The 24,687-nt window shown below is 57.1% G+C and carries 25 protein-coding genes; 11 read left to right on the plus strand and 14 right to left on the minus strand.

The window, feature by feature from the left end; all coding sequences use genetic code 11:
• Window positions 1-80: 80 nt before the first annotated feature.
• From ACR0L1_RS09500 to ACR0L1_RS09540, 9 genes are all read right to left on the minus strand, one after another.
• A complete protein-coding gene (locus tag ACR0L1_RS09500; protein WP_480858415.1) occupies window positions 81-359 on the minus strand; it encodes a hypothetical protein in 279 nt (92 codons plus the stop codon).
• A 12-nt stretch (window positions 360-371) separates the two neighbouring features.
• The gene (locus ACR0L1_RS09505; RefSeq protein WP_480858417.1) at window positions 372-1,289 is read right to left on the minus strand and encodes a hypothetical protein; all 918 of its coding nucleotides are present in this window, start codon (window positions 1,287-1,289) and stop codon (window positions 372-374) included.
• Window positions 1,290-1,436: 147 nt separating this feature from the next.
• Complete coding sequence (locus ACR0L1_RS09510; RefSeq protein WP_480858419.1) at window positions 1,437-1,697, minus strand: hypothetical protein; 261 nt, start codon at window positions 1,695-1,697, stop codon at window positions 1,437-1,439.
• Window positions 1,698-2,537: 840 nt separating this feature from the next.
• Window positions 2,538-2,927 carry a hypothetical protein gene (locus ACR0L1_RS09515; RefSeq protein ID WP_480858421.1) on the minus strand — a complete coding sequence of 130 codons (390 nt, stop codon included), beginning with the start codon at window positions 2,925-2,927 and terminating at the stop codon, window positions 2,538-2,540.
• Window positions 2,928-3,138: 211 nt separating this feature from the next.
• On the minus strand, window positions 3,139-4,251 hold the full coding sequence (locus ACR0L1_RS09520; RefSeq protein WP_480858423.1) for a phage major capsid protein: 1,113 nt from the start codon (window positions 4,249-4,251) through the stop codon (window positions 3,139-3,141).
• Between the two features lie 206 nt (window positions 4,252-4,457).
• Window positions 4,458-4,721, minus strand: coding sequence for a hypothetical protein (locus tag ACR0L1_RS09525; protein ID WP_480858425.1), 264 nt, complete (start codon window positions 4,719-4,721; stop codon window positions 4,458-4,460).
• A complete protein-coding gene (locus tag ACR0L1_RS09530) occupies window positions 4,718-5,830 on the minus strand; it encodes a bifunctional DNA primase/polymerase (RefSeq protein WP_480858427.1) in 1,113 nt (370 codons plus the stop codon). Before ACR0L1_RS09530 ends, ACR0L1_RS09525 begins: the two co-directional genes overlap by 4 nt.
• A 92-nt stretch (window positions 5,831-5,922) precedes the next feature.
• Entirely contained in the window at window positions 5,923-6,165 is a 243-nt protein-coding gene (locus ACR0L1_RS09535) for a hypothetical protein (RefSeq protein WP_480858429.1), read from the minus strand.
• Between the two features lie 40 nt (window positions 6,166-6,205).
• Complete coding sequence (locus ACR0L1_RS09540; protein WP_170772373.1) at window positions 6,206-6,397, minus strand: hypothetical protein; 192 nt, start codon at window positions 6,395-6,397, stop codon at window positions 6,206-6,208.
• A gap of 173 nt (window positions 6,398-6,570) precedes the next feature.
• Here ACR0L1_RS09540 and iolG point away from each other — a divergent pair, with 173 nt between their 5' ends.
• From iolG to iolB, 8 genes are all read left to right on the plus strand, one after another.
• Window positions 6,571-7,569 carry an inositol 2-dehydrogenase gene (iolG, locus tag ACR0L1_RS09545; RefSeq protein ID WP_480858431.1) on the plus strand — a complete coding sequence of 333 codons (999 nt, stop codon included), beginning with the start codon at window positions 6,571-6,573 and terminating at the stop codon, window positions 7,567-7,569.
• Between the two features lie 163 nt (window positions 7,570-7,732).
• The gene (locus ACR0L1_RS09550; RefSeq protein ID WP_237215832.1) at window positions 7,733-8,647 is read left to right on the plus strand and encodes a sugar ABC transporter substrate-binding protein; all 915 of its coding nucleotides are present in this window, start codon (window positions 7,733-7,735) and stop codon (window positions 8,645-8,647) included.
• A gap of 84 nt (window positions 8,648-8,731) precedes the next feature.
• Entirely contained in the window at window positions 8,732-9,856 is a 1,125-nt protein-coding gene (locus ACR0L1_RS09555; protein WP_480505810.1) for an ABC transporter permease, read from the plus strand.
• Window position 9,857: 1 nt separating this feature from the next.
• Window positions 9,858-10,676, plus strand: a complete 819-nt coding sequence (locus tag ACR0L1_RS09560) for an ATP-binding cassette domain-containing protein (RefSeq protein WP_170789788.1) — start codon at window positions 9,858-9,860, stop codon at window positions 10,674-10,676.
• A 79-nt stretch (window positions 10,677-10,755) separates the two neighbouring features.
• On the plus strand, window positions 10,756-12,588 hold the full coding sequence (gene iolD / locus ACR0L1_RS09565) for a 3D-(3,5/4)-trihydroxycyclohexane-1,2-dione acylhydrolase (decyclizing) (RefSeq protein WP_480505812.1): 1,833 nt from the start codon (window positions 10,756-10,758) through the stop codon (window positions 12,586-12,588).
• Window positions 12,585-13,484 carry a myo-inosose-2 dehydratase gene (iolE, locus tag ACR0L1_RS09570; protein WP_480858434.1) on the plus strand — a complete coding sequence of 300 codons (900 nt, stop codon included), beginning with the start codon at window positions 12,585-12,587 and terminating at the stop codon, window positions 13,482-13,484. Before iolD ends, iolE begins: the two co-directional genes overlap by 4 nt.
• Window positions 13,485-13,531: 47 nt before the next feature.
• A complete protein-coding gene (locus ACR0L1_RS09575; RefSeq protein ID WP_480858436.1) occupies window positions 13,532-14,713 on the plus strand; it encodes a phytanoyl-CoA dioxygenase family protein in 1,182 nt (393 codons plus the stop codon).
• A gap of 48 nt (window positions 14,714-14,761) precedes the next feature.
• On the plus strand, window positions 14,762-15,568 hold the full coding sequence (gene iolB / locus ACR0L1_RS09580) for a 5-deoxy-glucuronate isomerase (RefSeq protein WP_170772357.1): 807 nt from the start codon (window positions 14,762-14,764) through the stop codon (window positions 15,566-15,568).
• Window positions 15,569-15,570: 2 nt separating this feature from the next.
• Here the strand turns inward: iolB and ACR0L1_RS09585 are convergent, their stop codons facing one another.
• The 3 genes from ACR0L1_RS09585 to ACR0L1_RS09595 are packed head-to-tail and all read right to left on the minus strand — an operon-like array spanning window position 15,571 to window position 18,220.
• Window positions 15,571-16,410: a class II fructose-bisphosphate aldolase gene (locus ACR0L1_RS09585; RefSeq protein ID WP_170789792.1), complete on the minus strand. Its 840-nt coding sequence runs from the start codon at window positions 16,408-16,410 to the stop codon at window positions 15,571-15,573.
• The gene (locus ACR0L1_RS09590; protein ID WP_170789793.1) at window positions 16,407-17,243 is read right to left on the minus strand and encodes a 5-deoxy-glucuronate isomerase; all 837 of its coding nucleotides are present in this window, start codon (window positions 17,241-17,243) and stop codon (window positions 16,407-16,409) included. The genes ACR0L1_RS09585 and ACR0L1_RS09590 overlap by 4 nt, the downstream gene beginning before the upstream one ends.
• A gap of 8 nt (window positions 17,244-17,251) precedes the next feature.
• Entirely contained in the window at window positions 17,252-18,220 is a 969-nt protein-coding gene (locus ACR0L1_RS09595; RefSeq protein WP_480858485.1) for a PfkB family carbohydrate kinase, read from the minus strand.
• A 127-nt stretch (window positions 18,221-18,347) separates the two neighbouring features.
• On the opposite strand from ACR0L1_RS09595, the gene ACR0L1_RS09600 reads away from it, so the two are divergent.
• Together ACR0L1_RS09600 and ACR0L1_RS09605 are read left to right on the plus strand one after the other, a co-directional pair.
• Window positions 18,348-19,451, plus strand: a complete 1,104-nt coding sequence (locus ACR0L1_RS09600; protein WP_480858439.1) for a Gfo/Idh/MocA family protein — start codon at window positions 18,348-18,350, stop codon at window positions 19,449-19,451.
• A 36-nt stretch (window positions 19,452-19,487) separates the two neighbouring features.
• On the plus strand, window positions 19,488-20,621 hold the full coding sequence (locus ACR0L1_RS09605) for a Gfo/Idh/MocA family protein (RefSeq protein WP_480858441.1): 1,134 nt from the start codon (window positions 19,488-19,490) through the stop codon (window positions 20,619-20,621).
• Here ACR0L1_RS09605 and ACR0L1_RS09610 read toward each other — a convergent pair whose 3' ends face one another.
• Both ACR0L1_RS09610 and ACR0L1_RS09615 read right to left on the minus strand, forming a co-directional pair.
• Window positions 20,622-21,620, minus strand: a complete 999-nt coding sequence (locus tag ACR0L1_RS09610) for a LacI family DNA-binding transcriptional regulator (protein ID WP_480858443.1) — start codon at window positions 21,618-21,620, stop codon at window positions 20,622-20,624.
• A 505-nt stretch (window positions 21,621-22,125) separates the two neighbouring features.
• Complete coding sequence (locus ACR0L1_RS09615; RefSeq protein WP_480858445.1) at window positions 22,126-23,130, minus strand: AraC family transcriptional regulator; 1,005 nt, start codon at window positions 23,128-23,130, stop codon at window positions 22,126-22,128.
• A 143-nt stretch (window positions 23,131-23,273) separates the two neighbouring features.
• Here ACR0L1_RS09615 and ACR0L1_RS09620 point away from each other — a divergent pair, with 143 nt between their 5' ends.
• The gene (locus ACR0L1_RS09620; protein WP_480858447.1) at window positions 23,274-24,671 is read left to right on the plus strand and encodes an amidohydrolase family protein; all 1,398 of its coding nucleotides are present in this window, start codon (window positions 23,274-23,276) and stop codon (window positions 24,669-24,671) included.
• The last annotated feature ends 16 nt before the right edge of the window (window positions 24,672-24,687 follow it).

Raw genomic sequence — 24,687 nt, forward strand, 5'->3', positions numbered from 1 at the left:
TGCCGCACCCAAGCCCCGTCTAGATAGTAGGAAAAAATTATATTCCAACAGCTTAAACGGTTTTCCTGCCTAATTTTTGACTATTCTTTAATCTGATCGACGTAGACCCCTAGAGCTTCAGCGGTCATGTCTGCAAGGTCACCCTCGTCGTTGCTTTGCAGGGCGAAACTATTTCGAGCCTCCATGAGAGCGCTTGCGACTGAGCCAGTTACATCCTGACCGGCTGCATGTGAGGCCGCTTGCGCCAATAGGTCGAACGCAGTCGCGTTTGCCAGTTGGCAAGCCTCAATACGTGCCAAAAGGTCTTTCATAAGACCAATTGTAGCCTCTTCAGTTGCGTATATTGAATCGTGTGCCATCGGTTATCCTTTCTAACCCTGCTCGTTGTTAAGTTGTGCAAAAATCATGCGTCCTTGTGGTGATTTCATGTACTCCCCAATTCTGTCGAGGTCATCAACCACCACAACCTGAACCTTTGGTTCCGCCGTTACGTTGACCTGTAGAGCAGTGTTTCTGCCTGCGTTGAGATCCGTGTTGAATCCAGACGGATTCAAAACGTTCCCGCTTACGAAGCCGCCGCTTGAATAGCCGCGTAACTGGCGGTGCAACGTCTCAAGGTTGCCCACACCCATTCGGGCCGTCGCCTCTTTGGAAAAGACGTATTCCCCGCCGTGGACAATGCCCTTTGGTTCGTACTTGCCTCCGGAACCGGTATAACCGCCATTGGAAAAGCCAAGCCCAGATAGAATCCCGACCCCCGGCGTTGCACCAAACAAACCCGAAAAAGGACCACTGCCGAACAGAGCCGCTTGCAATGCCGCCTTGTCATTTGTCGGATCGAGCAATTCACGAACGTCCTGGATTGCTGCCGCGATTTGTTCCGGACCATCGGCTTCACCGATCTGATCCAGTGCCGCCAGCAACTGCCCTGCTTGACTTACTGTGAGGCCGAATTCCTCATTCAATTTCCGAGTGATGCGCGGCGTTTCAGGTCTGTCGCCTGACAGAACGTCATCCACCAACAACTTGACCCGCCTAAGTGAATCCTCCGCTGTATCTGACGCGTCCGCAAGAGCGGCCAACGCATCTAGGCGGGCAAGTTCACGCTGAACATTCAACACCCGCTGCATTTCGTCTGCATACGCGCCAAAGTCCCGGATTAAGTCCCGTGGTGAGGCATTGGCTGCATCAACCGCGCTTTGCAGATTTGCGGTGGCCTTTGCTAGTGCTTCAACTCGCTTTCGGTATTCCTCTGCGCCATCCGCCGCGCCTAGAAATTCCAGCGCCATTGGTGCCAATATCCCAAGCAGCGCGCCACAAAAAGCATTGTTCTATCAGTGCCTGAAGCAAGAATTGTGCATTGCATGCGTCATCCACCTGACGAGATGGTCTCGCGTTTCTTTCACGAACGTACGCCGCTGTTGAAAAATCTTGGGTTAAGATGTCGTGGGATCGGGTGGACTATATTTACCGTATTCAATGTCCGAGCGCCAAAGTTCACCTATGATTGAGATGCTTTGTTCGTCAAATTCAAACTGAATTTTTTGGTCCGGTGCATGACCAAACCGTTTTACAAACATCTCGTCGCCGATATTTTGTTTTTGTGCTGAATTTTGTTTCCAATGGTCAAAGAAGCCTGGGATACGGTTGTCAAATGCTCTCGCCATTTCATCCCCCTGGTCTTCAATGCGAAACACGTGGACGTCCTCTTGTGTTCTCGATCTTCGTGCATACGCGGATAACTCGTAATATCTAGACCAAATTCTTAGATACCCTCCTTGACAACCCTTCAAGGGCAGCGAGGGTGGGAGACGAAGCAAAGTTCGAAACGAATATTTAGATCGTGGCGGATTTTCGTTTATCCAGCTTTTCTGGGTTAGATAACCGCGTGACGGATCATACTTCTGTTCATTCCACCAAGGGTGGCAATCTGCGTCAAATCGAGCAAATCTGAAGAACGAACGACATCGACTCCAAGGGTTTCTGATAGTCGTGCAAATTAGTGCGCCATCCAGATTTTCACCGGCATTCTTAAGAACCGCCTCAATACCTCTTAGATCTGGGTGGTCGATAGTGTCGTAGTCGTTGCTCCGCTTAAACTCCAATGAGTTCATTATACAGTACTGGATCAAGGAGTTAACGATCGAGACACTACCTGTTTTGGGTGCGTTCAAATAGAGTATTTTTGCGGATGGTATCCAGAACACTTTATTTTTCCATACATCGGTTGCCAGATGTATTCACTGACATCTAGCAATTTGAGAAACAAAATCAGACGTACCTGAACCGGCATGTTTTGCAAGCACATTCGGGCAACGTATGTCTTTCAGCCAGTATTATGGCGCCGAATTTGGATAAGGGTGGGTGCCCGTTCGTTGAACCCGCCCTGTTTCGCTTGGGCCGCGCCTATTACGCCGCTTGAGCTGCGTGCTGTCATCGGACGCTATTCGTCGGATGACAGTCTCTCCATGCTTGGCGCGCATCGCTATAACGGATACCGTCATTTCTTGGTCGTTATATCATAGGCCTTTGTATGTTTAGTGCGCCCTCGCAAACTTAGCGAACGGGTCGTTGTCTTCGTCTTTTTCTGTGAAATGAATCCCGTGGCGGCTTGTTGGCGTCGCTCCCATCGCGGTCAGATGCATCCGAAATTCACGGATGTGTGCTGCTGTCAAATCAGCGCCAGACAATACCCCAGAACGAAGAATACAGGCCGTCTCCAACAGCGCCCGATCAGACGCCACCAGCCAGGGCAACTCATCAACAAATATCGCCCATGATTCCTTTTGGGCTTCTGTAAGCCACTCAGGGGGGTCACCGACTTTATCCAAGCCCTTGGGCGCGGACACGTCCTTATAGCGTTCAGGGTGCTTCTGCAGAGCGCCTGTCAGCCGAGCTTTCTCTATCGAGTTCTTGCGTCGTGCCATGTCTGCCTCTGATTTCTCAAATGGGGATGTGAACAAAAGACGGGGCGGTCGGTTTCAGGCGGTAAGGCCCTGAAGATTGAACCACCCCGGCTAGGCCGGAGCCGTGACCTTGGAGAAGCCACGCTCCGGCTGCGGGTGTTTTTCATGAATGCCCACCGCCCGCTGGGACATCCCCACCGAAACAGAAGTAAAATCCGGTGGGGCTGAAAACTCATGACGCCGAGAATTTCAGCAGTTTGATGGCGTTGCTGTCCGACACCTTGCCGCCAGTGCGACGCGCTAAGTACAGCTTGATGTAACCAGGCCGTGTGACTTCATCCCTGACCACAGTGAACGGGCCTCGGTCTGCAATGATGTAACCGCGTTGGAAGTTGCCGAACGCAACACCGAACGAGTCGGCTGCAGCATCAGGCATGTCTTCAGCCTCAACGACTGGGAAACCCAGAAGTGTGGAAGGCTGGCCAGCGCGTACATTCTCGTTCCAGATTGGTCTGCCGTCAGCGTCTTTGACCTTCTGCAAGAAGGCCGCAGTTGTGCTGTTCATCATCCAAACCGCGCCAGCCCGATATGATGGCTTAAGCGCGTTCTTCAAATCGACAAGGTTGTCGAAAGGACTTGACCCAAAGCCACCTGCAGAGCCAGTCGGGACATATTGCAGTGTTCCGAATGCGCGGCTAGTATCGGCAGTTGTCACCGGAGTGCCCGTCAAGAAGCCCGTTGGTTTGTTTGTTCCGTTGCCGGAAATGAACGCTGCGCCCTCTTGGACCGCAAACTCTTCTGCCACGTTTTCCCGAAGCCACGTGTTGAGGTTGAATGAGCTGTCCTCGAACACCCAGCGAGACATGGAAGGGTAGGCGTAGATCTCACCCATTGTTGGGATAACGGCTTCCATCTCGGGAGTGTTGGTTTCGGTCCTGGTGTCGGTTTCGCCAACCCATCCAGACGATGCACCGCGAGTGCCGATCAATTTCTTATAGTCGCTGGACATCGTGTTAACGACATTTGCAACGCTGCGAACCGGCGAAATTTCGACCAGTTGGTCCTGCAAAACACGATCAATTTCTTCTGGAACCGAATGACCTCCGCTCGTGGCAGTGCCAATGGTCATTTCTTTTTGCTCCAACCCATCGCCGGTGCGTAGAAAGTTAACCATTTTGGTTTCGGCGTCGCTAACACGCGCTGTGCCGCCACCCATGCCGGGCCGGTTCAGCTTGGTTTCCAAGTCAGAAACCGTCGATTTAAGTTCGTCAACTTGGCCACGCAGATCATTTGCGGTCTGCATACCTTCGTCGAAGAGGGATTTGATTTCAGCTAGGTCTGTCATCGCAGACTCCTTTTCTAGGAAAGGCCGTCACCATCTCGGTGGGGCGTTCGGCACTCAGGTTAGTGCCATCAGTTTTTCGGATTTCCTCTCAGTCGCCAACGTCCCGCTTGGCTTCGTGGAGTTGCAATCATCGTCCCGCATGACTGACGGTATCAATATACCCCAAATGAGATTCCCAATCAAGTTTTTCAAGTAATCCGAGGTCATTACTTCGCCCCTTGCTGCGCTTCTGCTGCGTCAGCCAAATGGCTAATCCAAGCGGCTAAATTCTCGCCAACTTGCCGCAAAGCGTTTCCGGCACCATTTGGTCCAAATGCGCCGACAAGTATCCCAGTGCCTTCCAAAATCATGGCCTGGGCTGCTTCGTGTGGCTGGATGCCCGCTGCCAAGAGATCCGTGAACAAATGCTCAATGTGAGGATGAGCCAGTTCTCGAACCTGCTGCTGCCGCTCCTGTATCCCGCTGGTCATTGCCCGGCCTCCTTTGCTGCTGGATGTTGGATTGGTTTTCCGTCGCCCTGAATAAGAAGGGGGGAGGGTGTATAGTGATTGTGGTCAGAATTTTGCATTTTATCTGACAGCCGATACCGGCCCGATTTTCTGCGCCCGCGCTCCGGTGCAGACAGCTCTTCAATGAAGCCGCGCTCAATTAGGATGTCTCTGGCGTTTACAATTCGGTGCCGAGACCAAGGAGGCGTCCCGGCTTCGCTCATGGCTTGCGGTGCTATGGCGAAGGACGGTCGATTGCCATGAAAGCGCAGGAACATCTGATACAGGGCGAGGGCTTCAGGCTGGTCAATCAGTTCGTCCATGATCCTATCTCCTTCCGTGATTTGAGGTTTGCGCAGCCCCAGGTAGTTCCGGCCCTTGGCCTCGTAGCCCCATGCCGATTTTGCGCAGCGGTCGATCTCGCTGGTACTCAAAGGCGTTGGGAAAGCACTGGCCCAAGTTTGGGCAACGTCGATAAGGCCCGCGACATCGTCGCAGTGGCGCGCTTGGGTCATGCAGTAGCGAAAAAGCCTGTCGTTCCGCTCACCAGCCGCTACTGACCCGGAAACACCCCCACAGACCGCTTCTAAGGCCGCTGAGGGGATTGTTGGAAGGTTTGCAACGTCATCAATGCTGCCGGAGAGGAATTCATAAGATGCCGCCAGATCTTCGCGCCATGAAGGTGGGGCAATCGTGAACCCGTTCCCAAGCACGTCTATGGGTTGGCCCTGGATAGGCCGAATGCGACGCCCTTCGCCGTTGTGACGATACCAGAGCTTAGCCTTGCCGCTTGCTGTTCGGATAACCACTGGAGTTTCACCGAACTGTTTCACGGCTAAGGCCAGCCAAGCTTCGCCGACGCCGTCAACGTCGATCTCAGTGACACCCGAGGATTGACCCATAGGGATACCTAGACCATCAGCCGCACCCAGCTTGTCGACCGAAGCCCAAGCCCTTGTGTGCCTCGGCGTGGCGTCCTGCCAGCCCTTTATGGCAGGCCGTTTGTTTCGTGTATCCACCGGGAACGCAGACAGCCCGGCTGCGGCATAAGCCTCCGCGTGTCGAGCAAAGACACCTGATGAAGAGGCCATATCTCAGCCCCCCCAGACTAGGGTCGCCAACGCACTTGCCTGCGCCTCGGTGAGACCATGGAGACGCATGAGTAGTCGGATCTGAACCTTTTTCATGCCGACCCCCAATGCGCTTGGATGATCGGGCCGGGATTGCTATATTCATTTGAGAGAGTATTTGAAGTTTCTTCTGCGAAAACGCCCTGATCCGCTGCAACGGACGGGGCGTTTTCTTTTTCGGAAGTGTTCGCCAAACCGTTTTTTTTGCCAATCATATCAATGGCAGGGTTTGGGTATGTTCGCCGAGCTACCAGATTGGAATCGTTGAAGGCACTGTGTCCTTCAGGGATCGCCATTTCTCACCGGTTTGGCCCGACAGGCCCGAGCATCGCGCGATCACCGCGCCAGAACATACCGCGCGACCAGAAAGATGCCGACAAGTGCGGCGATCATGATCTCGGGGTTCTGTTCGAAATATCCGACCCAGTACGAGATATTCGACCCTCCGCCGCCACCTCCGCCGCGGTAGCCACCGCCACCGCCGACAGAACCGCCAACCGTACCCGTGGCAATTCCATATTCAACCATTGCAACACCCCCCGGAACTCGCAAACAGGGCTGCATCTTATCATGAAACCCAAGAAAAATCCTCTGTCGGTCGAACCGGGTGCTGACACTGGAATACGCAACAGCAAAAAAATTCTTGCAACCGGTTGCAAAAACCAACACTGTGGCTTGGAATAAGGATTCGAGGAACCCTCATGCTGAACGTCGGATTGATTGGCGCGGGACGGATTGGCCGTGTTCATGCTGAGGCTATAGCCGGGCATGCGCAATCCAAGTTGAGCGCCGTGTCTGACGCTGTGGCCGAGGCCGCCGAAGCTCTGGCAAGCGCATATGGGGCGCAGGCATGCACCTCCGAGGCGGTGATCAATGACCCGGCGATTGATGCGGTGCTGATCGCGTCACCGACGGACACCCATTCGGACCTGATCGAAGCGGCGACCCGTGCCGGGAAGGCGGTTTTGTGCGAGAAACCGGTTGATCTGGACCTGAAACGGGCAATTTCCTGCCAACAGGTCGCGGCCGCAACGGGTCAGCCCGTGATGGTCGGGTTCAATCGCCGCTTCGATCCCAGTTTCGCGTCTTTGAGGCAGGCTTACACCAGCGGAGATATCGGCAAGGCCGAGTTATTATCGATCACCTCTTTCGATCCAGCTCCGCCGCCCGTCAGCTATGTCAAAACCTCTGGCGGGTTGTTTCGGGACATGATGATCCATGATTTCGATATGGCGAATTACCTTATGGGGCAGGCGCCGATCACGATTTCTGCGGTTGGATCCTCGGTTGTGGATCCCGAAATCGGGGCTGTTGGAGACGTGGATACCGCTGTAACCACAATGACTTACGCCAATGGTGCCATCGCGGTGATCAAGAATTCGCGGCGTGCAGCCTATGGTTATGATCAGCGGGTTGAATTGCTTGGGGCCGCTGGGTTGCTTCAGGCCCATAACGTTCTGGAAAACACGGTCGTCAAATCCACGGTCGATGGCGTGGTTGGAGCAAAGCCAACGTATTTTTTCCTGGAGCGCTACATGCCAGCCTACCGGGCCGAATGGGATGCGTTTGTCGGCGCGGTGCAAACCGGCATGGCGATGCCCGTCACGTTGGAGGATGGCGTGACCGCCTTGGCAATGGCCGAGGCTGCGACCCGCTCGGCAAAAACCAGGCAACCGGTCGCTTTGGAGGATGTGTTTTGAAACCGGTTGCAAAATTGCCGGATATCCTCAAACTGAGGAAAGCCCGGTGCCGAACCGGGGCAGAGGAGATTCGGTTTAACCGAATGGCCGGGCAAACCCGGCACACAGATTGACTGTTCTATTGGGAGGAATGGAAATGAAGAAGTTTGTAAAGGGCGTGCTGATGGCCAGCGCCGTTGCGTTCGCGGGCGTCACTGGCGCTGCGGCCGAGGGCGAGAAGTACATTCTGGTCAGCCACGCTCCGGACAGTGACAGCTGGTGGAACACCATCAAGAACGGGATCGCTCTGGCGGGCGAGCAGATGGGTGTCGAGGTTGAATATCGCAATCCGCCTACCGGTGACTTGGCCGACATGGCGCGGATCATTGATCAGGCCGCTGCTTCGGGTCCGAACGGGATTATCACGACGCTGGCGGACCCCGACATTCTGGAAGGCCCGATCAAAGCTGCCGTGGATTCGGGCATCGACGTTATCATCATGAACACCGGCACGCCGGAAAAGGCGCGCGAAGTGGGTGCGTTGATGTATGTCGGCCAGCCTGAATATGACGCAGGCTACGCCGCCGGTCTGCGCGCCAAGGGCGACGGTATCGGCTCGTTCCTATGTGTGAACCATTATATCGTGCAGCCCTCCAGCCAGGAGCGTTGTCAGGGTTTTGCCGACGGTCTGGGGATCGAACTGGGTGAGCAGATGATCGACGCTGGTCAGGACCCGGCCGAGATCAAGAACCGCGTTCTGGCTTATCTTTCGGCCAACCCCGATACGGATGCCGTGCTGACGCTGGGGCCGACCTCGGCTGATCCGACCATTCTGGCGCTGGAAGAGAACGGCATGGCCGGTGACATCTATTTCGGCACCTTCGATCTGGGTGGTGAGATCGTGAAAGGTATCAAAAGCGGTGTGATCCAGTGGGGCATCGACCAGCAGCCTTTCCTTCAGGCCTATCTGCCGGTTGTTGTGATGGCCAACTACCACCGCTATGGCGTTCTGCCGGGTAACAACATCAACTCGGGCCCCGGTTTCGTGACCGCAGACGGTCTAGGTAAAATCGAAGAGTTCGCGGGCGAATACCGCTGATCTTCAATTTCGGTGCGGACGCGGTTGCTGCGTCCGCACCCTAGCAAAATCTAAGCATTCTATAGAGCGCGAGGGGAGGCACCTATGGCTGAATCAGCGCAATCCGCAATGGGCGGTGACGAACGGATCAAAGAGATCTCGCCGTTGCGTCGTGCCCTGATCCGTCCAGAACTGGGTGGCATGGTCGGCACCGTCGCCGTGTTCACATTCTTCCTGCTATTCGCCTTTGACAGTGGGATGTTCAACGCGCAGGGCGTAATGAACTGGTCAATTGTCTCGGCTCAATTCATGATCATTGCCGTGGGCGCCTGCCTACTAATGATTGCAGGTGAGTTTGACCTGTCCGTAGGCTCGATGATCGGGTTCGCGGGGATGATGATCGCAATCTTCTCGGTCACGCTCAGTTGGCCGGTCTGGATGGCGATCATTGTGACCTTCGCGCTGTGCATCTTTATCGGTGCGGTGAACGGCTACATCGTTGTGCGTACGGGATTGCCCAGCTTTATCGTAACGCTGGCCTTTCTGTTCATTCTGCGTGGCTTCACCATCTACTTGCCCCAAACCATTGAGCGTAAAACCATCATAGGTGGCATTCGCGACGTGGCCGAGGGCGATTGGCTGGCTGCAGTCTTTGGTGGCAAGGTCGGGCAGGGTCTGTTCGTCTGGTTGGGCGATGCGGGCATTATCGAGACCTTCGAGCGCGGTACGCGTGCCGGTCAGCCTGTGGTCGACGGCATTCCGATGCTGGTCATTTGGGCGCTTGCCATCATCCTCTTTGGTCACATCCTTCTGACCAAGACAAAGTTCGGCAATTGGATTTTTGCTGCGGGCGGTGATGCCGAGGCGGCGCGAAATTCTGGTGTACCGGTGAACCGGGTCAAGATTCTGATGTTCATGTTCACCGCCTTCTGCGCCACGGTTTTCGCCACCTGTCAGGTGATGGAGTTCGGATCAGCCGGGGCGGATCGCGGCTTGCTGAAAGAGTTTGAGGCGATCATTGCCGTGGTCATTGGCGGCGCGCTGCTGACCGGAGGTTACGGTTCGGTGCTGGGTGCGGCCTTGGGCGCGCTGATCTTTGGCGTTGTTCAGCAGGGGCTGTTCTTTGCGGGGGTCGAAAGCTCACTCTTCCGGGTATTTTTGGGTGTGATCCTGCTGGGTGCGGTGATCCTGAACACCTATATCCGCCGCATCATCACAGGAGAACGCTGAGATGACCGAAGATACCAAATTCCATCACGGCGACGCGCAGGAACGGGCCCCAATCATTCGGATGGTCGATATCCAGAAACACTTTGGCTCGGTGATCGCTCTGGCCGGGGTCAGCTTCGATCTGAGGCCAGGTGAGTGTCATTGCCTGCTGGGCGACAACGGTGCAGGCAAATCGACCTTCATCAAGACCATGTCAGGGGTGCATAAACCAACGGCGGGTGAGATCTTTTTCGAAGACAGGCCGATGCATTTCGAAGATCCGCGCGATGCGATTGCGGCGGGGATTGCGACGGTGCATCAGCATCTGGCCATGATCCCGCTGATGAGCGTCAGCCGAAACTTCTTCATGGGCAATGAACCGACGAAGAAAGTCGCGGGCATCAATTTCTTCGACAAGAAACTGGCCGATGAGATCACCATGGAGGAGATGCGTAAGATGGGCATCAACCTGCGTGGGCCTGATCAGGCGGTCGGCACCTTGTCAGGGGGGGAACGCCAGACGGTTGCCATCGCCCGTGCGGTGCATTTCGGCGCGAAGATTCTGATTTTGGACGAACCGACCTCGGCCCTTGGGGTGCGCCAGACCTCGAATGTTTTGGCCACGATCGACAAGGTGCGCAGTCAGGGCGTCGGCGTTGTTTTCATCAGCCATAACGTGCGCCATGCCTTGGCGGTTGGCGACAGGTTCACTGTGCTGAACAGGGGACAGACGCTTGGTACTGCTAAACGCGGTGAAATCTCGCCCGAAGAGTTGCAGGATCTCATGGCCGGTGGACAGGAACTGGCCGAACTGGAAGGGTCGCTGGGCGGGACCGTCTGACACGGACCCGTCACGCATATTGGTAAAACTGAAATTCAACGGATCGCCCATAAGGGCCTTGTGTTGAAAGGAAACACGAATGAGCAAGACAATCCGACTGACCGCGGCGCAGGCTCTGGTCCGCTATCTTGGCGCGCAGATGAACGAGGCTGGAGAACCGTTTATCGCAGGCGTCTGGGCCATCTTTGGCCATGGGAATGTGGCTGGGCTGGGCGAGGCGCTGCATGCCGTCAAAGACAGCTTGCCCACTTATCGCGGCCACAACGAGCAGACCATGGCCCATTGCGCGATTGCCTATGCCAAGCAAAAGCGGCGGACGCAGACGATGGCGGTGACGTCCTCGATCGGGCCGGGAGCCACGAATATGGTGACGGCGGCGGCGCTGGCCTATGTGAACCGGCTGCCGGTCTTGCTGTTGCCGGGTGATGTGTTTGCGACGCGCGGGCCCGATCCGGTTCTGCAACAGCCCGAGAATTTCAGCGACGGTACAGTCAGCGCCAACGACTGCTTCCGCCCGGTCAGCCGCTATTTCGACCGCATCACTCGGCCTGAACACCTGCTGACCGCCCTGCCGCGCGCCTTCCGCACCATGACGGACCCCGCCGATTGCGGGCCGGTCACACTCTCCTTCTGTCAGGATGTGCAGGCCGAAGCCTATGACTATCCCGAAAGCTTCTTTGAGCCCCGAGTCTGGTATCAGCGCCGCATCCGCCCGGATGAAGGTGAGCTGGCCCGCGCGGCGGCGGCGCTCAAGGCGGCCAAACGGCCGGTGATCATCGCCGGGGGCGGCGTGCACTATTCGGATGCGACAGAAGCGTTGCAAAGCTTTGCTGAAATGCACAACATTCCCGTCACCGAAACGCAGGCGGGCAAGTCCGCGTTGGCCTGGGACCATCCGTTGAACCTGGGCCCCGTTGGCGTGACCGGGGGCGAACCGGCCAATGAGGTCTGCGCCGAAGCTGATCTGGTTTTGGCAGTAGGGACGCGGTTGCAGGATTTCACCACCGGATCATGGGGCCTGTTCTCGAACCCGGATCGCGAGATGGTGTGTCTGAACACCAACGCCTATGACGCTGAGAAACACAGCGCGATGCCGTTGCAATCGGACGCGCGAGTCGGATTGACCGAGCTGGGCGCTGCCCTTCAAGGCTATCGCGCCGATCCTGTTTCGGACACGCTCAAGGCGGATTGGTACGGTAAGGTCGACAAGCTCACGGACGCGCCCGGCGACGGGAATGCTCTGCCGACGGATATGCAGGTGGTGGGCGCAGTCCAGCGCGCCTCGCATAACGATACGGTGGTGATGTGCGCGGCCGGGACCATGCCGGGTGAACTGCACAAACTGTGGAAAGCCCCGCGCCCTGGCGCATATCACATGGAATACGGCTTCAGCTGCATGGGGTACGAGATCGCGGGCGCCATGGGCATCAAGATGGCCGAGCCCGAGCGCGACGTGATCTGCTTTACCGGCGACGGCACCTATATGATGGCCAATTCCGAGATGGCCTCGGCCGCGATGATGGGCGTGTCCTTCACCGTGGTGATCACCGACAACCGGGGCTTTGGCTGCATCAACCGCCTGCAGATGGGCACCGGTGGAGCCGAGTTTAACAACCTGTTGGACCACGCGGTGCATGAGAACCCGTCCAGTATCGACTTTGCGGCTCATGCGGCAGCGATGGGGGCGACTTCGGTCAAGGCCGGCTCGATTGCCGAGCTCGAGGACGCGCTTGCCAAACGCGCCGATATCAAGGGGCCGTATGTGGTTGTCATCGACACCGATCCCTACCCCTCGACCGAATATGGTGGCACGTGGTGGGAAGTGGCGGTGCCCGAAGTCAGCATCCGCCCTGAAGTGAACGAAAAACGCGCGGCTTACGAGTTGGCGATCAAGGAAAGAAATACCAAATGAGCGTGAAAATCGGAATCTCTCCGATCGCGTGGCAGAATGATGATCTGCCGGATCTGACGGCCGCGTACACCATGGAGCAGGCGCTGAAGGAGTCGCATGAGATTGGCTATACCGGCGTCGAACGCGGCCAGCGGATGCCCGGCGATACCGAAGGTCTGCGCGCTTATCTTGAGGCGAATGACATTGCGCTTTGCGGTGGTTGGTGCTCGGGCGCGTCGCTGGTGAATGATTTTGCCACCGAACGCGAGGCCGTGCGCGAACAGGTCGAACAATTCGTGGCGCTGAACAGCCCCTGTATCGTATACGCCGAATGCTCGAACACCGTTCAGGGTCAGATCGGAATGCCGGTGAACGACCGCCCGAAATTGTCGAAGGATGAGGTTCTGGCCTACGCCGCCAAGATCACCGAATTGGCCAAGTGGATGGCGGATCAGGGTATGCCAATGGCCTATCACCATCACATGGGCACGATCATCGAAAGCGAAGATGACGTGAACTGGCTGATGGAAGGGTCGGGCCCCGAGGTGAAGCTGTGCTTTGACACCGGTCACCTGCTGTTCGGGGGTGGCGATGTGCTGGCCACTCTGAACCGTTGGGGCGACCGGGTGCATCACGTGCACTTCAAGGATATCCGCCCGCAGGTCGTGCAGGAAACGCGCGAGAACAATGGCAGCTTTCTGGATGCCGTCATTGCCGGCGCCTTCACCGTGCCCGGTGATGGCTGCATCGACTTCCAAGCCGTCGCAAACGCGCTGAAGACGATGGATTACCGCGGCTGGATCGTGGTTGAGGCCGAACAGGACCCCGCCAAAGCGCCACCCTACGAGTATTCGAAGAAGGGTTACGAACACATTGTCGAAGTCTGTGAGGAGGCTGGGCTGACGATCACTGCATGACTCACCGCCCGATGGGCAACACCAAAGCCATGAGAAAGGAGAAAATCATGGTAAGCCAAGAGCTTGGATATGTCGGATATTTTGACCGGGAATCCTGTGATCTGGATGAATTCAAGGTGTTGACCTCTCAGGCCCTACAGGCGTCAGCGGTGCCGCATGCGGCGGGCATTGAAAAGAACGTACCCGTTTATGACATGAGTGCCCTGCGGCCTGCGCTAGAGGATGGCGCGCGACGTCAAGCTCTGCTTGCGGAATGGGGGCAGGTGTTGAACAGCTCGGCCGGGGTGATCGCGCTGAGAGGTGCTTATGCGGATACCACCGTTATCGACCGGGCGACGGAGGTGTTTCAACAGATCATCGACGAAGAGCGCGAAGGCGGGGCAGGCGAAGGCGATCACTTTGCGGCCTCGGGTGCCAATGACCGGGTGTGGAATGCGCTGCAAAAGCAATGCATGAAGGATCCCGAAGGTTTTGCGCTCTACTTTGGCAATACCTCGATTGCAGCCGTGTGTGAGGCGTGGCTGGGACCGAATTATCAGATGACCGCACAGGTCAATCAGGTTCGTCCTGGTGGCAAGGCACAGCAAGCGCATCGGGACTATCATCTGGGGTTTCAAAGCGCGGATAGTGCTGCGCGGTATCCCGTTCACGCGCATCTGGTGACAGCGACTCTGACCTTGCAGGGCGCGGTGGCGCATTGCGATATGCCGGTCGAAAGTGGTCCGACCAAGCTGTTGCCGTTTTCGCAGCTTTATGCTCGGGGCTATCTGGCGTTTCACGATGAGGCGCATCGCGACCATTTCGAAGCCAACTATATCCAGTTGCCATTGGACAAAGGTGACGCTGTTTTCTTCAACCCGGCGCTGTTTCATGCGGCGGGCGAGAACTGCAGCGCGGATATCAACAGGATGGCGAACCTGCTCCAGGTCTCTTCAGCCTTTGGGCGCGCGATGGAGGCCATAGATCGACGTGCCATGTCGCTGAGGGCGTTCCCGGCGCTGGTGGCGCTGAAGCAGCGTGGCGATCTGTCGGGGCCGGAACTGGATGCGGCCATTTCTGCCACTGCCGAGGGGTATCCGTTTCCAACCAATCTGGATACGGACCCACCGGTTGGCGGGAATGCCCCCGCCAGCCAAGCCGATATCCTGCGCAGCGCGGTATCCGAAGGGTGGACAGAAGAACAACTGGCACAAGCGCTTGCAGCGCTGGAAACCCGACAGGCAGCATAAGGCAATATCGGGCGGGCGAACGTGCCCGCCCAACACGGAGAACACGAGATGGCAGACCTTTTGAAAAAACCCTTTGGCACGCGCGGAAAGGTGCATGACATCACCCCGGCAAATGCCGGATGGCGCTATGTCGGGTTTGGCCTCTACCATCTGCGCGCGGGCGACACAGCTTCCGAGGTGACCGGTGATCGCGAGGTCATCCTGGTCATGGTCGAAGGTAAGGCGCAGATCACCGGGGCGGGGCAGGATTGGGGCGTGCTGGGCGACCGGATGGATGTGTTCGAAAAGACCCCTCCGCATTGCCTTTATTTGCCCAACGGGACCGATTGGCAGGCGGTTGCGGAAACTGATTGCGTTCTGGCCGTGTGTTCCGCCCCCGGTCAAGGCGGACATCAAGCGCGTCGTATCGGGCCGGACGGCATTACTTTGACTGAACGGGGCAAGGGCACCAACACGCGCCATATCAACAACATCGCGATGGAGGCGGAAGACTACGCCGACAGCCTGCTTGTGACCGAGGTTTTTACGCCAAACGGCAACTGGTCATCCTATCCAAGCCATCGCCATGACGAGGATGACTATCCCCGCATCACCTATCTGGAAGAAACCTATTATCACCGCCTGAACCCCGCCAACGGGTTTGGCATTCAGCGAGTCTACACGGATGACGGCCAATTGGATGAAACCATGGCCGTTTCAGATGGCGACGTGGTCTGTGTCCCGCGGGGCCACCATCCCTGCGGCGCGCCCTATGGGTTCGAGATGTATTATCTGAACGTCATGGCCGGGCCCTTACGCAAATGGCGCTTTGTCCCGGCCCCTGAGGTCGAATGGATCATGGAACGCGACGCCTGAGCTTAGCGCTGAGGTGGTGCGCCAAAGGCCCGAATGACGGTACGAGCGGCGGCCTCGACCGGTTCATGGGTCTCTTTCAGGATGGTCACGCGGTCGAACCGCTCCGGGTCACGGTTCACGGCTTCTCGCATGGCGGCGCCAAAGGCCATGCGCAGCTCGGTTCCGATGTTGAACTTGCAGATCGACGTCTCGCGGGCCAGGCGCGCGCGTTGCTCGACCGGCACGCCCGAACCACCATGGATCACCAGCGGCACCTCGGTCATCGCGTCAATCTCGGCGATACGGGCCTCATCCAGCCCGCCCTCTTTGTCTTGTTGCAGATGCACATTGCCGACCGAGATTGCCATCGCGTCGACACCGCTTTGCCGGGCGAATTGGGCGGCCTCGGCAGGATCGGTTCCGTTTGACCCCTCACCCCCAGAATAACCGACAAAGCCAATCTCACCCTCGCAGGAAATCCCTGCGGAATGGGCCATTTCGGCGATGGCAGCGGTCTCATCGATATTCTGCTGCAAGGGCTTGCGCGAGCCGTCAAACATCAGCGAGGTAAAGCCGCTGTCCAGTGCGATCTTGCAGTCCTCATACGTATAGCCGTGATCCAGATGCGCCACGACCGGGACTGAGGCATTTTCCGCCAGATGCCGGAACATCTTGCCCAGAACGGGCAAAGGGGTGTGCTCACGACAGCTTGGGCCCGCCTGCAGAATAACCGGGGCGTTTTCCGCCTCGGCCGCGGCCACATAGGCGCGCATGTCCTCCCATCCCAGCGTCACAAGCCCGGCGACGGCATAACCCTGCGTGTAGGCCGGTTGCAGGACGTCTTTCAGCGTAACGAGGGTCATTTGAACTTGGCGATCATGTCTTTGATGCCCGGAATCGTCTCAATCTGATAGGCATGGGTGGGTTGGAAATACTGCACCAGAGACCGCTGGGTCAGACCGCCAAGGATGGTGAAATAATACATCTCATAGCCCGGCAGGACGCAGCAGGGGTGATACCCTGTATCAATGCAAACGGTCGAGCCATCGACGATGTGATAAGCATCCCCCGGTTCGTTATCCTCGCGTTGCAACATCTGCAGGCCCGAGCCCCAGTTGGGTTTGAATCGGAAATTATAGGTCTCATCATGCCGCGTCTCATCGGGCAGGCGGTTGGTGTCGTGCTTGTGGCTGGGGAACCCGGACCAGCCGCCCTGACCGACGGTGAACAGCTCGCTCACCAACAGACGGCCCACTTTGTCGTGCTGCTTTTGACCCAGAATGTGCTTGATCTTGCGATGAGTTTTGGTGTCGTCACTGCCATATTGCACAAGGTCATGCTCGCGCACATCGAACGGGTCCAGCACCTTGTCATATTTGGCTCCGGCCACGAAGACCTCAGCACTATTGGACAGGCAGACCATCTGCGCCTTGGCGCCTACCGGCACATAGGCCCCTTCGGGCTCGCCGTCCCAAACATCCTCGCCCCGGTTTCCCAGCGCCGGGAATTGTACGCCCTCGACCTCGATATCGACACTACCGGTGGCGGGCACGATGCAGGTCTCATAGCCGGGCACCTGGTATTCGAACGCCTCGCCCTTTTTCAGTTTGACGATGTTGAAATAGTTCAGCGGCACCGTCGGATCGTCGACATCCACGATGGGTTTGTTCTGGTTGTCAAAAGGGGCGATATGCATTGAACCTCCTAGGTCGTCGGACCGGGGTGGGACGCAAGAAAGGCGTCCAGTTGAGCCGTGGTGGGCATGGCGGGCGCACAGCCGGGTTGCGAGACCACGATGGATGCACAGGCTGATCCCCGCATCACCGCGTCGCGCTGCGAATGGCCCGCCGCGATCGATGCCAGTAAACCGGCCATGAAACTGTCGCCTGCGCCCACGGGTTTGATGGCGTCAACGGCATAGATGCCGGTTTTGTATTCCTGCCCATCCGCCAGCGTGATCGCACCCTTTTCACCCATTTTATAGATGACGACGCGCCCTGGCTTGCGGGCCAATTCCTGAGCTTTAGCAAAGCCTTTCTCGATACCGCCGGCCATGAATCCGAACTCTTCGTCGTTGCCCACGATCAGATCGCTGGCTTCGCCCGCACGGGACAGCACGTCAGCGGCCACTTCGGGCGAGGGCCAACTATAAGGTCGGTAGTCAATGTCAAAGATGATCGGCAGCCCTGCGGCGCGCGCATTGTCGAACGCGCGGAACGTCGCGCTGCGCGAGGGTTCGGCGGCAAAGACTGTTCCGGCCGAAATCGCGGCGGAAAATCGGCCATAGTCCACCCGGTCCATGTCCTCTTCGGTAACTTGAAAATCGACCGCACCGTTGCGGTAGATGACGTTCTGGAAATTCTCAACACAGCTTTCATAGACCGCCAGCGAAATCCGATATTCACCGCCAATCACGCGAATGAACGAGGTATCCACGCCGTAATGCGCAAGCCGGTTCAGGCAGAACCGCCCCACCGCGTCATCCGAGACCGAAGTGATCAGCGACGCCTGGCTGCCCAGCTTGACCAGCCCGGCGCAGATATTGGCGGACGAGCCGCCCAGATCAGTGCGAAAGGTTTCGGCATGTTCGCTTTTGGTGCCGATGGGGTCGGCAAACATATCCATGCCTGCGCGTCCGAAAACGGCAAATCGGTTTCCTTTGATCCCATCCATCAAAGTGCTCACGTCTTGTCCTCCGGCGAAAAGGGGCGGGCAGGGATCGTTGGTCCTTGCGTTAAATCGATTCTCACGATACTGATTTTGCAACCGGTTGCAAATATATTGTTCGGAGCCGTTGCAAATGCCTGAAATCGGAATTGGAATCGTCGGTGGCGGCTATATGGGCAAGGCCCATTCGGTTGCGATGGCCGCTGTTGGCGCCGTGTTCAACACAGCCTTACGCCCGCGTCTTGAGATGATCTGCGCCTCGACCCCTGCCAGTGCGGAACGCTATCGCGCAGCTTACGGGTTCGCTCGTGCGACGGATGACTGGCAGTTATTGGTCAACGACCCAAAGGTCGAGGCGGTCGTGATCGCTTCGCCCCAGTCTACGCATCGTCAGATCGCCGAGGCGGCCTTTGCGCTGGGCAAGCCGGTGCTGTGCGAAAAACCTTTGGGGGCTTCTTTGGAGGACAGCCACGCAATGGTGGCGGCCGCCGAAGCAGCGGGTGCCATCAACATGGTTGGCTTCAACTATATCCGAACACCTGCCAGCCAATATGCACGGCAGTTGATCGCGGATGGAGAGATCGGGGACATCACCTGGTTTCGGGGGGAACATACCGAGGATTTCTACGCCGACCCCCAAGCCCCAGCGACCTGGCGCACGACGGGCATGGCAAACGGCACGATCGGTGATCTGGCCCCACACATGGTCAACGGTGCGATGGCCCTGATCGGGCCTATTGCACAGGTGATGGCCGATGTAGAAACCGTCCACCGGCACAGGCCGGGCGGAGAGGTTACGAATGACGACCATGCCCAGATGATGTGCCGGTTCGAAAACGGCGTCATGGGGAACCTCTATTTCAGCCGCGTCGCGACGGGACGAAAGATGGGTTATGCTTATGAGATCACGGGAACCAAAGGCGCGATCCGCTTTGATCAAGAGGATCAGAATGCCCTGTGGCTGTATCGCCGGGAAGGCCCCGAGGCGTCGCGGGGTTTCACCAAGATCCTGACCGGACCCGCGCACCCGGATTATGAACCCTTCTGTCAGGGACCGGGTCATGGAACTGGCTATCAGGACCAGATCATTATCGAGGCGAAGGATTTTTTGCACGCCATCGACACGGGTGAAAACATCTGGCCGACCTTCCGCGACGGGCATGAGGTGAACCGTGTTCTGGCGGCGGTGCTTGCGTCTTCGGACCAGCGGAAATGGCAGGACGTCAGTCAATTCTGACCGAACAAACGACAAGATAACAGAGAGACTAAGATCATGGCAAAGCTGAAATGGGGCATGATTGGTGGCGGCGAGGGCAGTCAGATCGGGCCCGCCCACCGGTTGGGTGCGCTGGCCGACGGGATGTTTGAATTCGCCGCAGGCGCGTTGGACCATCGCCCAGAAGTCGGGCGAGAATATGCGCAGCGTCTGGGCGTGGCGCAGGACCGTGCCTATGGCGATTGGCAAGAGATGCTGGCTGGTGAAAAAGACCGCCCCGACCGAATTGATCTAGTGACGATTGCCACTCCGAACGCGACCCATTTCGAGATCGCCAAAGCCTTTCTCGAGGCCGGTTTCCACGTGTTATGCGAGAAGCCGATGACCATGACCGTGGAAGAGGGCGAGGAGATCGTGCGTGTGGCCAAAGCATCGGGCAAAATCTGCGCGGTGAACTATTGCTATTCCGCCTATCCGATGGTGCGGCAGGCGCGTGCGATGGTGCGGGCGGGCGATATTGGCACGGTGCGTCTGGTAGTGACAAATTTCAGCCATGGCCACCACGGTGACGCGACCGACGCGGATAACCCTCGTGTGCGCTGGCGCTATGATCCAGCGATGGCGGGCGTATCCGGGCAGTTCGCCGATTGCGGCATCCACGCACTGCACATGGCAAGCTTCATCAGCGACGATGAGGTGAAAACCCTGTCTGCCGACATGGCCTCGACCATCGTCAGCCGTGAGCTGGAGGATGACGCCATGATCAACTTCCGCACCGAGGGCGGCGCGGTTGGTCGGCTGTGGACGTCATCTGTGGCTATCGGGCGGCAGCATGGGTTTGATATTCAGGTCTTTGGTGAAACCGGAGGTCTGCGCTGGGCGTCCGAGCAGCCCAATCAGTTGGTCTATACCCCGGTCGGAGGGCGCACGCAGATCATCGAAAAAGGCGAAGGCGGGTTGCATGACGACGCGCAGCGCCTGTCGCGCGTAGCGATTGCTCACCCCGAAGGATTCCCGCTGGCGGTGGCCAATATCTACTGCGATCTGGCCGATGCCATTCAAGGAGAGGTCCGAGACGGGCTGCCAACCCCCGCCGACGGCGTGCGGTCGATTGCCGCCGTTCACGCGGCGGTCGCGTCGTCCAAAAATCATGGTGCCTGGACCGACGCGCGCCCGCCAATGTTTCGCTGATCAGGGGCGGGGCCGTAACGTGCCCCGCTCGATCACCCGGCAGGGAAAGATACGGGCCTCGGGGTAACGCTCGGGGTCTTTCAGCATCTCTTCGACCAGATCGACGGATGCGGTGATGATCTGCTTGATCGGCTGGTGAATCGTCGTCAGATCGACGCTTTCCCAGCGCGACATCTCCATATCATTCAGACCAATAATACCAATATCTTTGCCGGGTTGCAGGCCGTGGTCGGACAGGGCCGACAGCGCACCGATCGACAGGATGTCGTCGCCGCAGAAATACCCTTCGGCCGGGGTGCCGGCCAGCAGGCGCAGCATTTCGGCGCGGCCAGCCTCGAACGAATATCCGGTCGCGAAAGAATGTGAGACTTTCAGGTTTGGGTGTTTTTCAACCTCTTCCATGAACCCGTGATAGCGATCCATTGCCGATGTAGCATCCTTGGGACCACCCAGATAGCCGATGTGCCGATATCCCCGCGCCAGCAATTCCCGCGCCGCCATTCGCCCACATTCGACATTGTCGATCCCGACTACATGAACCTCGGGCGAGGTGGCCGACCGTCCGAATGTGTGCACCACCGGAACGCCCGCATCATGAAACGCCTTTGCGAAGCTGGGCGGCAAGGTAGATGAGGCCACAATGACGGCATCCACCGAATATTGCCGCAGCATTCTGACCGAGTTTGCGGGCTCGGTCTCATCCGTCAGGTTCACGATCAACGGGCGCAAGCCGCGTTCTTGCAGGGCGCGGGTAAATTGATCAAACACCTCCAGGAAGATCGGGTTGTGGAAGTTGTTCGAGATCAGCCCGATCAGTTTGGTCCTCCCGGTGGTCAGGCTGGAGGCCAGCGCGTTCGGGCTATAGCCCAGCTCGGCTGCAGCCTTTTCGACTTTGCTGCGGGTTTTGGCAGAAACCGACGCGCCTTCGGTAAAGGTGCGCGACACGGCGGACCGCGAAACCCCAGCAAGTGCGGCAACGTCTTTTAGCGTGACACTCATGAACGGGGCCAGTGAGCAAGTAAGGTGGTATTCGACATTTTCATGGCAAATACTATGCCCCGTTGCACCCATTTTGCAATCGGTTGCAACAAGGTCGCATCGCCGCAGGCCTGGATTGAGGGGATGGTGGGTGATGAAAGACACGGCCTTCCGGCAAATTCGGAGCCAACGAAGCGTTTTAACTCAAACCGCACGTGCAATAAGGTGTTGTTTTCCTCTGCCGCGACCAGTGCTATCTTGAAGAGATGCCTCGCGTTGTCAGTGGCTTGGGGGTCGCACCGTTTTCCCAACAGTTCAATAGCGCATGACAACTTGCTTCAACCAGAATTGCTGCCGATCGAACTTAATCAGAGGTTTGCTGAAGCGGAGGCGTAGCACTGTAAGAGCTGCCGTAGGGGCTATGGGGAAATTGTCCCCCTGCGATCCTAAGATAGGGGCTTCAAAAAATGTGTTGCGAATACTTGTTGGTCCCCACTTATAAAGAAGTGGAAAAGCAGTCCAGCAATTATGCACCAAGGCGGAACTTGGTCGGTGTCATTCCGGTTTGACCTCGAAAAAAGCGAGTGAAATGGGACTTGTCAGAATAGCCGAGCATCAGACCGATCTCTGCAATTGTCATCTGGTCTTCTTTTAGGTGCTCCTTTGCCACATCGACACGCAGCCGCTTGATTTCGCGGGGTAGCGTTGTGCCTTGTTGCTGAAGGGCCTTCAGAAACCGTTCCGGCTGTATCCCCAGCAACCCAGCCACTACATTTGGTCCCAAATCGGTTTCATCTAGCTTGTCACGTAAAACAGATCGCAAAGCTGCCACCACGGTTACTTCTTCATCTTGTCGCGGTGCGGCTACGGGTTTGCCAGAACACTCAGAGACATGGTGCAAAAACAACCATTCCACAGGAAAGCTAATTTGCATTCCGGGATAGGTTCCCAAGCCAACCTCGATCCCCTTATAGTCGATAGGTAGACCATTGATGTATCTGCTTTCCCATCGCACGCGCGAAGAATCCCAGGAATCGCCGACGACGGTCTGCAATAGGCGCACATAGATTGCGGCTCCAAAGCCGGTCACCTGAACGGGTGGAACAGTCGGTTCTTGCTGCCTTTCGATACGATAGGTCGCTTTGTCCGCTTCAATGACAAGGCTGTGCCGCACAGAATTGGATTCCTGCGGCACAAGCCGGACAAATCTGGCAAAAAACTCGAATAATGTCTTTGCCGATTGCAAGGCCTGGGCGAAAGGTGGCCATGCTTGCAGGTCAAACGTCTCCCCAACATTCAGTCCAAGATACCGATCCCTTGAAACTTCTGAGAAGATGTTAACCAACCCGTAGACCAACTCTGAATGGACGAACACGGATGGGTCAGACAACAGTTCGGCCTTCAACCCGACCTGATCCAAAGCTGGTTGCGGATCGATCTCGCGGTCGATGAGATACTGCAAAAACGGGGCAGCCAAAGAGAGGCGAATAAAGCCTTCGCTATGCTCTTGAGAGGTGGTGTTGAAAGGCAATCTCGTCACCTTTTTCTAGGATTGAATGCGCTGTTCAGTGGCCATTTTTACTATCACATTCGAACATTATAATTCGAAACTGGCAACCGCGGTAAAGTTTTCCGGACTACAGTTGGTAAAACAAGAATATGAAGGGAGTACCTATGTCCGGTCTACGAATGTCGCTTTTCTCGGCGGTAATCGCCGCTGCCGGTCTTTCTTTTTCTGCGTCCGCGCACGCTCAGGATCAGGAAGAACCCCAAACGCTTTTCACCAACGTGCATGTTTTCGACGGCGTCAATGAACAGCGTATCGAAAATGCGAGCGTTCTGGTTGAGGGCAACCTTATCAAGGCCGTCTCAACTGATGCGATCGATGCCCCCAATGCCACGGTCATTGACGGAGAGGGACGGACACTGACCCCCGGGTTTATCGAGCTGCACGCGCATCTGATGCTGATGGGGCCGACCTTGCCCGCGATGGAGGCCAACACAACGTGGGAAGACTTTGCCATACACGGTGCGCGGATGGCCGAGATGTATTTGATGCAGGGCTTCACCACAGTCAGGGACGCGGGTGGGGCCAATGGCGGGTTACGCCGCGCAATTGACGCAGGCCAAATTGACGGACCGCGTTACTTTCCGTCCGGTGCATTTATCGGAACGCGCGGCGGTCATGCTGACTTTGCGAATTTCACCGCTCCTCCGGGTTCAGAGACAAACATGAGCCGTCTGAACTTGGCGCAGGAGGTGAGCGGAGTGGACGACGTTTACAGGTTCGCGCGCAACAACTTCCGCATGGGTGCGACTCAGTTGAAGTTCATGCAATCCGGGGGTGTCGTTTCGGCCTTCGACCCATGGCAATTGCTGGCTGGATCGCCCGAGGAGATCAGGGCCGCCGTGCAAGTGGCCAATGAATACGGCAGCTATGTCATGGCGCATTCCTATCGCAAGGAAGCGATCCTGAGTGCGCTGGACGCAGGTGTCATGTCCATCGAACATGGCTTTTCGTTTGACTGTGAAATTGCCCAAATCATGAACGAAAAAGGGGCGTATATCACCACCAACCTGACGGCCTTCGATCCCGGACTGCTCGATATTCCTGCGGTAGCAAACGTCCCGTCGAGCCTTGCCAAAGCCAAGTCCGCTTCGGCCACGTTTGCAGGCTACATCGACAATATGAAGGAATGTCCGGTGAAGCGAGGGTTCCAGACCGACTGTGTTGGTTCGGTCGAGGCCTGCAATATCCAGATTGCCTATGAAAAACACCTGAACAACGAGTTTTTCGGGCCCTACACATCTATGGTCACGCTGACATCGACAGGTGGCGAGGTGGTCGCTTTGTCAGGTGACTTCATGAACCCGTATACCGCCGGGAAACTGGGTGTGATCGAAGAAGGTGCCTATGCGGATATCCTGCTGATCGACGGTAACCCGCTCGAAGATTTCTCGGTCGTTGGTACGGGCGATCAGTGGTTCGGTGCCGACCCGAGGCCCGAAAGCCCCGAGACGATCCGCCTAATCATGAAGGACGGCGTCATCTACAAAAACACACTGGATTGACACCTCTAAAGAGCCG

The organism is Ruegeria sp. J8 (assembly GCF_056531925.1).

Excerpts from the sequence above, each read along its gene's own strand:
- ACR0L1_RS09500 (WP_480858415.1), bottom strand. The coding sequence starts at position 359 with ATGGCACACGATTCAATATACGCAACTGAAGAGGCTACAATTGGTCTT.
- ACR0L1_RS09505 (WP_480858417.1), bottom strand. The coding sequence starts at position 1,289 with ATGGCGCTGGAATTTCTAGGCGCGGCGGATGGCGCAGAGGAATACCGA.
- ACR0L1_RS09605 (WP_480858441.1), top strand. The coding sequence starts at position 19,488 with ATGGCAAAGCTGAAATGGGGCATGATTGGTGGCGGCGAGGGCAGTCAG.
- ACR0L1_RS09560 (WP_170789788.1), top strand. The coding sequence starts at position 9,858 with ATGACCGAAGATACCAAATTCCATCACGGCGACGCGCAGGAACGGGCC.
- ACR0L1_RS09515 (WP_480858421.1), bottom strand. The coding sequence starts at position 2,927 with ATGGCACGACGCAAGAACTCGATAGAGAAAGCTCGGCTGACAGGCGCT.
- ACR0L1_RS09595 (WP_480858485.1), bottom strand. The coding sequence starts at position 18,220 with ATGGATGGGATCAAAGGAAACCGATTTGCCGTTTTCGGACGCGCAGGC.
- ACR0L1_RS09555 (WP_480505810.1), top strand. The coding sequence starts at position 8,732 with ATGGCTGAATCAGCGCAATCCGCAATGGGCGGTGACGAACGGATCAAA.
- ACR0L1_RS09525 (WP_480858425.1), bottom strand. The coding sequence starts at position 4,721 with ATGACCAGCGGGATACAGGAGCGGCAGCAGCAGGTTCGAGAACTGGCT.
- ACR0L1_RS09520 (WP_480858423.1), bottom strand. The coding sequence starts at position 4,251 with ATGACAGACCTAGCTGAAATCAAATCCCTCTTCGACGAAGGTATGCAG.
- ACR0L1_RS09600 (WP_480858439.1), top strand. The coding sequence starts at position 18,348 with ATGCCTGAAATCGGAATTGGAATCGTCGGTGGCGGCTATATGGGCAAG.
- ACR0L1_RS09540 (WP_170772373.1), bottom strand. The coding sequence starts at position 6,397 with ATGGTTGAATATGGAATTGCCACGGGTACGGTTGGCGGTTCTGTCGGC.
- ACR0L1_RS09550 (WP_237215832.1), top strand. The coding sequence starts at position 7,733 with ATGGCCAGCGCCGTTGCGTTCGCGGGCGTCACTGGCGCTGCGGCCGAG.
- ACR0L1_RS09535 (WP_480858429.1), bottom strand. The coding sequence starts at position 6,165 with ATGGCGATCCCTGAAGGACACAGTGCCTTCAACGATTCCAATCTGGTA.
- ACR0L1_RS09620 (WP_480858447.1), top strand. The coding sequence starts at position 23,274 with ATGTCCGGTCTACGAATGTCGCTTTTCTCGGCGGTAATCGCCGCTGCC.
- iolD (WP_480505812.1), top strand. The coding sequence starts at position 10,756 with ATGAGCAAGACAATCCGACTGACCGCGGCGCAGGCTCTGGTCCGCTAT.
- ACR0L1_RS09530 (WP_480858427.1), bottom strand. The coding sequence starts at position 5,830 with ATGGCCTCTTCATCAGGTGTCTTTGCTCGACACGCGGAGGCTTATGCC.
- ACR0L1_RS09575 (WP_480858436.1), top strand. The coding sequence starts at position 13,532 with ATGGTAAGCCAAGAGCTTGGATATGTCGGATATTTTGACCGGGAATCC.
- ACR0L1_RS09610 (WP_480858443.1), bottom strand. The coding sequence starts at position 21,620 with ATGAGTGTCACGCTAAAAGACGTTGCCGCACTTGCTGGGGTTTCGCGG.
- iolG (WP_480858431.1), top strand. The coding sequence starts at position 6,571 with ATGCTGAACGTCGGATTGATTGGCGCGGGACGGATTGGCCGTGTTCAT.
- iolE (WP_480858434.1), top strand. The coding sequence starts at position 12,585 with ATGAGCGTGAAAATCGGAATCTCTCCGATCGCGTGGCAGAATGATGAT.
- iolB (WP_170772357.1), top strand. The coding sequence starts at position 14,762 with ATGGCAGACCTTTTGAAAAAACCCTTTGGCACGCGCGGAAAGGTGCAT.
- ACR0L1_RS09590 (WP_170789793.1), bottom strand. The coding sequence starts at position 17,243 with ATGCATATCGCCCCTTTTGACAACCAGAACAAACCCATCGTGGATGTC.
- ACR0L1_RS09585 (WP_170789792.1), bottom strand. The coding sequence starts at position 16,410 with ATGACCCTCGTTACGCTGAAAGACGTCCTGCAACCGGCCTACACGCAG.